The organism is Actinomycetota bacterium (assembly GCA_035759705.1).
Taxonomy (GTDB): Bacteria; Actinomycetota; CADDZG01; order JAHWKV01; family JAHWKV01; genus JAJCYE01.
On the sequence record DASTUJ010000102.1, the window covers coordinates 1 to 9,433 of the forward strand.

Sequence of the window (9,433 nt, forward strand, 5' to 3'; positions counted from 1 at the left end):
GTCGAGCGTGACCGGCTGAAGCAGTTCGGCGGCTGGATCTCCGACCGCCAGCTCGGCGGCGCGATCTGGGCGGCCCTGGCCCTGGTCGCCCTGGTGCTGCTCAACAGCAACTGGAACCTGCTCGCCTACACCATGGACTCCGAGCGGCTTGCGGTATTCCTGCCCACCGCCCGGGCACTGATCCTGGTCGGGGCGTGCATGGCGATGTTCATCAGCATCGAGGGCCCGTGGCGCCGGTGGCTGGACACCCCGGTGCTGCAGTGGCTGGGGAGCCGCTCGTTCAGCCTTTACCTGGTCCACTGGCCGGTGATCGTGACCGTGGCGGTTGTCCTCGGAGGGCAGCCCAGCATCCTCCTGAGCCTGGCGGTGGCGGTCCCGGTCTTCCTCCTGGCGACCGAGATCTTCTACCGGCTGGTGGAAAACCCGGTCAAGATGCTTTGCCACCTCGTCGAGAAGGCGGGCATGAGGGGAATGAAGCCGAAGACCCACCTGCTGGGCGTGGAGCCGCTGCCCGCCGTCGACTGATCTTTCTTGCTGGAGCTACCTCAAGCGCCACAACTGGTAGGGCTCCATGGTCGACTCGAGCTGGTAGCGCGCCTCGACCACCTGCTGCAGCGAACCCCAAAGGTCGCCGTAAAACGAGTTCGCCGCGGGCCCGATACCCATGAGCGACCACTCCTGGTAGTCCGGCGTCCCCTCGACCAGGGGCAGCCGGGTCAGCACGTAGGCGGGCGGGTTCGAGTCCAGCGCGTCGGTGATCGCTTGGACTCGCTCCTTGGCAATCGTCGAGAAGAAGATCCGGGGCTGTCGGAAGAACGGTCCGGTGTCGGTGGCGAGGTGGAACAGCGAGCCGTTCTCGTCGATCACCGCGAAGCTCATGCCCTGGCTTTTCAGATCGGTCAACTGCGTGCTGATGGCCTGGATCTGCGCCGCCGGCTGCTCGAAGCCCGCCGGCAGCCCGCACAGGTCCCGGGGCTCGGCCAGCAGGCACACCCCTTCGGGTTCGGCGCCCCGGCTCCACTGGGCAACCAGGTTGGGGTAGTCCAGGACCGGGTCGACGAGCTTGGGTCCCGAGAACACGGCGGCGGCGACCACAACCGCCCCCAACGCCAGGCCCCCGATCTTCACCGGCAAGCCGGCGTCGAAGCTCCGCCGATCCCAGGCCCGGGCGGCGAAGAACACCAGCAGGATGCTTGCCGGGGTCAGCAGCCGGTAGAGGGTCTGGTCCGACGAGTAGCGGACGAACTTGACCAGCAGCATCAGCCCGTAGACCCCGATGGCGCCGGCCAGCCAATCCAGCATGGTGGCGGCCCCGCGGACGACCCGGAATATCGCCCAGCCGGCGACCGACAGGTAACCGAACACCAGCGCTGCGAACCAGAAGAGGGCCGCCGTCGTGACCCCGGTCAGAAGGGGCAGCGACGAGAACCCCAACGGCTCCTTCAGCCACCCGGACCAGAATTCGAGCGCGAACACCTGTCCCCGGCCGGCCAGGGCGAGCCCGGCCACCACCAGGGCGAGCGCCGCCAGGATTGCGGTGGCGAGATCCCGGCCGGCGCCGGGCCTTTTGAGGAGGAGCGCGCCGAGGAAGTAGAACCCTACTGCCGTGGCCAGCTCCAACCCTGAGTTGATGTTGAAGACGACGGCCAAGCCGGTCAAGAAGCCCGCGGCGACCGCCCAGGCCCGGCCCGCCGTCCTGGCGTGCACCACCAGCGCCAGCAGCACCCAGACGTCGAAGGCCCACCGCATCGGTGTCACGTTCGGCGACCGCCAGAAGTACAACCCGTACAGCCAGTAGAAGCACGGCAGCAGCACCAGCACGGTCCCGGCGACCGCCCGGACCGGCCGGCGGACCAGAACCCGGAAAAAGGCGTAGGTCCCGCACATGTAGACCACCAGGTAAGCCGACCCGACCTGGATCATCCGGCCGTAGGTGAGCGGGACCCACCGGGCGAGGCCGGCGAAGACCATCGGCCAGCCGGCCCCGTAGTAGGAGTAGGTGTCGGTTCCCAGGGTCTGCCCGTGGCGGAACATCAACGCCTGTGCCATGGCGAACAGGTCCCAGTGGATGTTGTTCTCCTCGAGGAACATCCTGCCGGCGGGGATGGTGCCCTCGGGGACCCACAGAAGTAGGAACACGGCCACCGGGACGATCAGGTCCCACGCGGAGAATCTCAGCCTGTCGGGCGCTCCACCATCGAACTCAGCAGGGTTTTCGCCCCCGCCGCCCGGCGACAGCCATAAGCCCGCCGCCAGAAACAGAATGGTGATCAGGAAGGGCGCGGCCAGAGCGGCGACCTGTCCGCCGGGGTGGGCGTCGCCGGCCGGGGTGTCCCGGAGCCGGCCCAACAGCGCCACGAACGCGGCCGTAGCGCCGATCGCCGCTGCCCCCTGCACCGCCGGCGACAGGACAAACGACCCTCCCTTCCGGTGCGACGTCCGTCGCTCCAGCCATAGGCTGAGGGCTGCGAACACAAACAGCGCGGCACCCAGGGTGGCGAGGTAGAGGGGCGCTTCGCGTTCGGGGTGCAGGGCGAACCCTCCCCACTGCGAGAGCTCGGACCTGTCCAGGGCGGGCGGGTCGACGAAGACGATGGCGGCCAGGCACAACTGCACCGCGAGACCGGCAAGAAGGAGCACGATCCCGATGCGGCTGGGGGATCGGCCGGGGGCCGACGGGTCTAGCTCGTCCAAACGCAGCCGCGCAGATCTGTCGGTACTCTCCTAGGATGCATTCCCCACGCCCCATCTTCCGGGCGCCTTGCGCACCCACCATCCCCGGGTAAGGATGTAACCCGTGATCGGCCCTCCCCCCTCGCAGACTATGCCCGCGCCTGATCCGGCGGTCAACCAACGTCTCCACGCTCTCGACGGCCTCCGCGGCATCGCCGCCCTGGTGGTCCTGATATGCCACTCGTTCCTGTTGAAAACCGAGCTGGCCCTGGCCTACCTCAACCCGGCGGCGATCGAGAGCGGCACGATCTGGTGGTGGGCGGCCTTCTCGCCTCTGCACGTCCTTTGGGCGGGAACCGAGGCCGTGTACCTGTTCTTCATCCTGAGCGGCTACGTGCTCACCCTGCCGTTTGCCCGGGGCACCGACCGGGGCTGGATCGGGTACTTCCCGAAGCGGCTGATCCGCCTCTACGTTCCGGTGTGGGGCGCCTTTGCGCTGGCCGTGATGTGGATCAACGTCCTCCCCCGCCGCTTTGCCGAGGGGACCAACGGCTGGCTGCAGGCGCACCAGCCGGAGCTGACCGGGTCGATGGTCCGCAGCGACCTGCTGCTGTTCCCCTACCCCGGCTTCAGCAACAGCGCTCTGTGGACCCTGCGCTACGAGGTGATGTTCTCGATGCTGCTGCCGATCTACGTTCTGGTCGGAATCAGGTTCCCAAAGCTCAACCTGCTGAAGGCCGTGGGGCTGATGGGGGCGATCGTCTACTTCTCGGAGTTCCAGTCGTCGTTCCGGTTCTACCTGCCGATGTTCGGGCTCGGCGTCCTGATGGCGGTGGAGCACGAGCGGCTGGCGAAGCTGGGCGCCGCGATCCACAACCTGAGGTACTCGAAGTGGGTCTGGGCCGGCCTGTCGATTGCCGCGCTGCTGATGCTGAACAGCTACTGGACCGTCCGGGGGCTGAACCGCGACATCAACACATTGGCCTTCCAGCTGAGGACCGCTCTGGTCCTGATGATGCTCGGCGGCTGCCTGCTGATCTTCGTAGCGGTGCAGTGCTCGGAGCGGTCGTGGCTGGCCACGCGCCCGGCCAGGTGGCTGGGCACCCGTTCGTTCAGCCTGTACCTGGTACACGAGCCGATCGTCGTGTCGACCGCAGTCCTGCTGGGGGCCGGCTACAACCCCGCACTGGCAATGGCCGTCGCCATCTCGGTGTCACTGGTCATCGCCGAACTGTTCCACCGCGTTATCGAGCGGCCCAGCCAGCGCCTGGGCAAAGCGGTCGAGCGCAAGATCGGGTCCCGGCGGCGGCAACCCGAGCCTGCGAAGCGTGTCCCGCCGCCCCCGGAACCGGTAGTCGCCGGGCGGGCCCCCTCGGGCGTCTAGTACGCCTGCGGCACCGGTCCCTGTATCCTTCACTGAGCTAATCGCCGGGCGACCTTCGGCCCGCCACAGGACATCAGGCACATGGAACCGGATCTTTCTCTCGTAATTCCCACCTACAACGAGGCCGCCAGGCTCCCGCGCACGCTGGAGCACCTCCAGGCGTTCGCCGAGTCGGCTGCGCTGAACCTCGAGGTCGTGGTCTCCGACGACGGCAGCACCGACGGGACCGCCGACCTGGTCCGCAAGTGGACCACCCGCCGGGAGTTCGTCGTGCGGCTGGTGGAGGTCGCCCACCGGGGCAAGGGCGCAGCGGTCCGGGAGGGCATGAACCACGTCACCGGGCGGATCGTCGGCTGCTTCGACGCCGACCTCAGCCCCGGGACCGACGCAGTGGCCCAACTTCTGGCCGAGATGCAGTCTGGAGCCGACATGGTGATCGCCTCCCGGGGGCTGCCCGAGTCGGTGATCGAGGTGCACCCGGCCTGGTACCGGGAGGTCGCCGGGCACGTCTTCAACTTCCTGCTCCGCAAGCTTTCAGGCATACCGTTTCGCGACACCCAGTGCGGGCTGAAGCTGTTCCGGGCCGATGTCGCAAAAGAGATCTTTCGCTACCAGCGGGTCGACGGTTTTGCGTTCGATGCGGAACTGGTGGTCCTCGCCTCCCGCCTCGGGTACACGGTCAAGGAGATCCCGGTCACCTGGGCCCACTCCGAGGGGAGCCGGGTCTCACTGGTCCGGGACGCCTTCCGGATGTCGCGGGACATCTTCCGGGTGGTCCGCCGGCTGGGCAAGGGCGACATCCACGCCCCGGGCATCCCGAGCATGCAGGCGATGGAGGTCATGTCGACATCTGAGGATCGCCACTGGTGGTACGTCGCCAAGCGCCAGGTGGTTCTGACCGCTCTGGAGGCCGCCGGCAAGGGCCGCTGCCTCGATCTCGGCTGCGGAGGGGGCGCGATGCTGGCCGCCGCCGCAGGGGCCTCGGTGCCTGCATTCGGGGTCGACCTTTCGACGCAGGCCCTCGACCACGCCTCCGGGCGAGGCCTCACCGGGCTGGTCCGGGCCGAGGCCGGTGCCCTGCCGTTCCCCGAAGGATCGTTCAACTCGGCGCTTCTGCTCGACGTCCTGGAGCACCACGCCCGCCCCGAGGGACTTCTCAAGGAGGTCCGCCGGGTCCTGGCGCCCGACGGAGTGCTGATCGTCACCGTGCCTGCGTTCCAATGGATGTGGAGCTACGCCGACCACGTCCTCGGCCACTACCGCCGCTACACCCGGCACCAGCTCGACGCCGAGCTGCGGTCGTGCGGCTTCGAGGTCAAGCGCCTGACCTACTTCCACTCCTGGCTGCTGCCGGTCGCCTGGCTGTTCCGCAAGCTGCGCACGCTGATGCGGTCGACCAACTCGGCCGACGACTTCGAGGTCCCGCCCCTGCTCAACAAGATCCTGCTGCAGGTGACCCGTCTGGAGATGAAGATCATGAAGCGATTCGACCTGCCGTTCGGCCTGTCGGTGCTGGCGGTTGCCGGGCGGACGCAGGACGCCCCGGCGGTAACCGCACCAGGGGTCCTGGAGCTGGCGCCGTGACCGACGAGAAGACGACCGTCGACCACAACGCCTACCAGCGCGGGTACTTCGAGAACGCCGACCACGTCACGCTGACCCGTGAGGACTCCCCCTACCTGCGCCGCCACGTGCGGCACATCATGGAGTTCGCCGGCATCAAGCCGGGCGACCGGGTGCTGGAGGTTGGCTGCGGCCTGGGGCGCTACACCTTCATCCTGGCCGAGCTGGGAGTGAAGGTCGAGGGACTGGACCTGTCGCCCCAGCTGGTCGCCAAGCTGGACGAGATCAACGCCGGCCGCTACGACATCCCGCTCCACGGCCACGACCTGGTCGACGCCCCGCCCGAGATGTACGGCGCCTACGACGCGGTGATCGGCTTCTTCGTCCTGCACCACGTGCACGACCTGGACTCCTGCTTCGAGGTCGCCGCCAGGCTGGTGCGGCCGGGGGGCCGGGTAGCCTTCGTCGAGCCGAACCCGCTCAACCCCCTCTACTACGTCCAGATCACGCTGACGCCGGAGATGAGGTGGAAGGGCGAGAAGGGCATCTTCAAGATGCACGACCGCATCCTTCACCCGGTCATGGAGCGCGCAGGGTTGGACGACATCGCCACCCGGCGCTTCGGGTTCCTGCCGCCGTTCGTCACGAACCTGCCGTTCGGCGAGAAGCTCGAGTCGATTCTGGAGAGCGTCCCGATCTGGGAGAGGGCGCTGCCCTTCCAGCTGTTCGGTGGAACCAGCAACTCGAAAGGACCGGTGGACGAAGTTTGAAACAGGAGCTGATCAAGTGGCTGCGCTGCCCGGCGTGCCACGGGCCCGACCTGGACCTCACGGTCTTCGCCACCGCCGACGGGGCGGTTTCCGAGGGCGTGCTGAAGTGCGCCGGGTGCCGGACCCCGTACAAGATCGACGACCAGGTGGCCGAGATCATCGTCCGGGAGCCCGCATGGTTCACCCAGGACGACGACTTCACCCGTAAGTTCGCCGGCCAGCTGGCCGAGCTCGACCTGGCCGGCGCAGAGCTGGATTCCAAGCAGGCGGTCGACGAGCACAAGAAGGGCCAGGCTGAGATCTTCGACGAGATCGTCAAAATCTACGAGGGCATGACGGACAGCCACTTCTGGAAGGCGGTCGACAAGTACGTGTGGAGCATCTGGGGCGCCGAGATGAGCCGGCACAAGATGATGCTCGAGGTCGGCTGCGGCAACGGGCGGATCTCCCGGCCGCTGGCCAAGGACGGAACGGTAGTGGTCGGCGTGGACATCTCGCGGGGGATGCTCCGCAAGGCCATCGACGAGGCCCACAAGCTGGGCAACGAGGACCTGTTCTACGTGATGGGCGACGCCGAGAACCTGCCGTTCAAGGACGGGCTGTTCGACGGCTGCGTGATCTACGGGGTGCTGCACCACCTGGCGAGCCCGCCCGACTGCCTGAAGGAGGTCTCCCGGGTGATGGAGCGGTCCGGGCAGTTCTACGCGCTGGAGAACAACAAGAGCATCTTCCGGAAGCTGTTCGACCTGCTGGTGAAGCTGAAGAAGTTGTGGGAGGAGCACCCGAGCGAGCACTACATCATGAGCGAGCAGGAGGTCCAGTCCTGGGGCAAGGCGGCCGACATGCACATCCGCACCCGGACGATGATCTACATGCCCCCCCACTTCATCAACCCGCTGGGCGGCCGGGGGGCGGAGATCACGATCAAGGCGACCGAGAAGCTGCTGGGCAACCTCCCGTTCCTGAAGGACCAGGGGGGCCTGCTGTTCATCCGGGGGACCAAGCTGAGGTAGGTAGGATCAGCCCGAACCGTGGCTGACCTGCAATGTCTTGACCAACTATGTTTCGTTCCCGGGCCGAGAGCTCGGAGTCAAAGCCGATTGGTGCGAGGGGCCCGGCTTTTCGCCGAGCCCCTCTTTAGAGATTTGGGGACTCACCCCGATCGGTCAGGGGGCAAACGGATTAGCCTGGAACGGACTGACGTTGCAAGTGTCCCAGAACACCTCGTCCCTGCACACCTGTATCCAGACCTTGTGAATCTTAGGGTCATACGCCCCCCAGACGTTCCCTATGAATGCCTTGACCGGGTTCGGGCCGGTCGCCCGGATGGTGTCGTAGTAATAGGTCTCCCGTCCCCAACCACCGGCTACCTGGCCCCCGATCCGCACATAGACCATCTTCCCATCTGCGGCCGTGTCCTCCAGCGTGAGGTTACGGATGGTAAACGACCTCTGGTCATGAAAAACCGGGTCACCACAAGCGCGGGCTCCGGCGACGTTGGCGCACAGGACGGCAGCCTGCGCAGGTGCTGCAAGAAGCCCAACACTTGCTAGAGCAGAAAGGACAATCGTTGCAGTCAATCTGCCCCGTTTCCTCAGGGGTATGCGGGTGCTGATTCTCTTCATTTGGTGCCTCCTTGGCTCGGCCTCAGCGGTCGGCGTAAGTCGTCGACCTCTGTCAGTAGTTGCCAAGGTAGTTCGCCGGCTATTGATCGGCGACCGTGCAATTACGGAACCCTCTACGGATTCCATTGACACAACGAGCAACCAAGATTTGACGTGGAGCGCGTCCAGGAGGCGCAGTCTGCAGTTGGAAAATCGATCTGTCGACGCTCGTTTCCAGCTTCGGCGAAGCCCCGAGGCAGTGTTGCGGTGTTGAAGCTCAAAGCCCATCCTGACTCTTGCCTTCGCATCGCAAATCGCAGATTCGACGGTCCGCTAGGCCGGCTTCTGCACCCGCTTGTAAAGCTGGAACGGCGCCATGTCGGTGTCCAGCACGTAGTCCCTCTGGATCACCTCGTTCAGCTCCTCCCAGGTCTCGTGGTGCAGGGACCCGGGCGCCATCCCGAAGGTGGCGAAACGCCAGAAGCGGTAGAACGGCTTGCCCTCGTCCGGCACCAGCGGGCGGGTGAGGATGTAGTCAGGCGGCGGGTCCTCCAGCGAACCCTTTACCTCCTCGACTATCTCGTCGTTGTACATCGCTATGAAGATCCTCGGGTACCGGCTGAACGACGGGGACCCGGCAAGCAGGTAGAACAGCGACCCGGTCTCGTCCACGACCGCAAAGGTCTGGCCCTGGTCGACGATGCTCGCCAGCCGGGCGGCCACCGCCCGGACGTGGTTGACCGTCGGCTCCTGCTGCGCCGGCAGGCCGCACAGGTCCTTCGGCTGCTCGATCAGGCACAGGCCGTCCGGTTCCCCGGCCCCGGCCAGCTTGGAGGCCAGGCTCGGGTAATCCGCAATCGGCTGGCGGAGCATCGGCCGGGGGCCCAGCGCCGCAAAGAGTGCCACCACCACCGCCACGCCGACGAAGGGCAACGCCCGGGCCATCCGCAAGCGGGACGGCGCGACTCCCCGCCTAGCGAAGCTCGGCTCGGCGTAGTCCCAGAATCGCCCCGCCAGGTTGACCGTAATTAGCGCCAGGGGAATCCAGAGGTGAAACGGCGTGTAGTCGCCCGAACGGCCGACGAAGTGCACCAGCATCAGCAGTCCGTACACGGCCAGGAAGCCGTTGAACACCTCGAAGTGGCTTGCCCGATTGTGGACCAGCCGGGCCAGCGACCAGCCGATGAGGGTCAGATAGGAGAAGAACAACAGAGCGAAGGCGGCGACGGTCACCGCATTGGGGGCTGTGGCCATCGGCAGCTGGGCGAACCCCCCGCCGAACTCCAGGATCGCCTGCAGCCAGCCCTTCACGAACTCCGAGGTGAACAGGCCTCCACGGGATGCCACCAGCAACCCGGCGATCAATACCACGAAGGCGACCACCACCGAGGACGCTGCATCGACCAGGTGCTTGCGTTTGTCGGTGGTTAGGCGCAGCG

Annotated in this window: 8 protein-coding genes; 5 read left to right on the forward strand and 3 right to left on the reverse strand. The window is 66.5% G+C overall.

The features are described from left to right. On the forward strand, window positions 1-525 hold a 525-nt coding region (locus tag VFV09_06945; protein ID HEU4867448.1), incomplete at its 5' end, for an acyltransferase family protein. 15 nt (window positions 526-540) lie between these two features. Here the strand turns inward: VFV09_06945 and VFV09_06950 are convergent. Next, window positions 541-2,694: a hypothetical protein gene (locus tag VFV09_06950; protein ID HEU4867449.1), complete on the reverse strand. Its 2,154-nt coding sequence runs from the start codon at window positions 2,692-2,694 to the stop codon at window positions 541-543. Between the two features lie 103 nt (window positions 2,695-2,797). Here VFV09_06950 and VFV09_06955 point away from each other — a divergent pair, with 103 nt between their 5' ends. The 4 genes from VFV09_06955 to VFV09_06970 all read left to right on the forward strand — a co-directional run bounded on the left by VFV09_06955 (window position 2,798) and on the right by VFV09_06970 (window position 7,403). After that, a complete protein-coding gene (locus VFV09_06955) occupies window positions 2,798-4,057 on the forward strand; it encodes an acyltransferase (GenBank protein HEU4867450.1) in 1,260 nt (419 codons plus the stop codon). Between the two features lie 81 nt (window positions 4,058-4,138). Then, window positions 4,139-5,641, forward strand: a complete 1,503-nt coding sequence (locus tag VFV09_06960; protein HEU4867451.1) for a glycosyltransferase — start codon at window positions 4,139-4,141, stop codon at window positions 5,639-5,641. After that, window positions 5,638-6,390 carry a class I SAM-dependent methyltransferase gene (locus tag VFV09_06965; GenBank protein HEU4867452.1) on the forward strand — a complete coding sequence of 251 codons (753 nt, stop codon included), beginning with the start codon at window positions 5,638-5,640 and terminating at the stop codon, window positions 6,388-6,390. Before VFV09_06960 ends, VFV09_06965 begins: the two co-directional genes overlap by 4 nt. Next, entirely contained in the window at window positions 6,387-7,403 is a 1,017-nt protein-coding gene (locus tag VFV09_06970; GenBank protein HEU4867453.1) for a class I SAM-dependent methyltransferase, read from the forward strand. Before VFV09_06965 ends, VFV09_06970 begins: the two co-directional genes overlap by 4 nt. A gap of 153 nt (window positions 7,404-7,556) precedes the next feature. Here the strand turns inward: VFV09_06970 and VFV09_06975 are convergent, their stop codons facing one another. Together VFV09_06975 and VFV09_06980 are read right to left on the reverse strand one after the other, a co-directional pair. Continuing rightward, window positions 7,557-8,015, reverse strand: coding sequence for a hypothetical protein (locus tag VFV09_06975; protein ID HEU4867454.1), 459 nt, complete (start codon window positions 8,013-8,015; stop codon window positions 7,557-7,559). Window positions 8,016-8,327: 312 nt separating this feature from the next. After that, on the reverse strand, window positions 8,328-9,433 hold a 1,106-nt coding region (locus VFV09_06980; protein ID HEU4867455.1), incomplete at its 5' end, for a hypothetical protein.

Coding starts and splice junctions, on each gene's coding strand:
- VFV09_06975 (HEU4867454.1), bottom strand. CDS start 8,015: ATGAAGAGAATCAGCACCCGCATACCCCTGAGGAAACGGGGCAGATTG.
- VFV09_06960 (HEU4867451.1), top strand. CDS start 4,139: ATGGAACCGGATCTTTCTCTCGTAATTCCCACCTACAACGAGGCCGCC.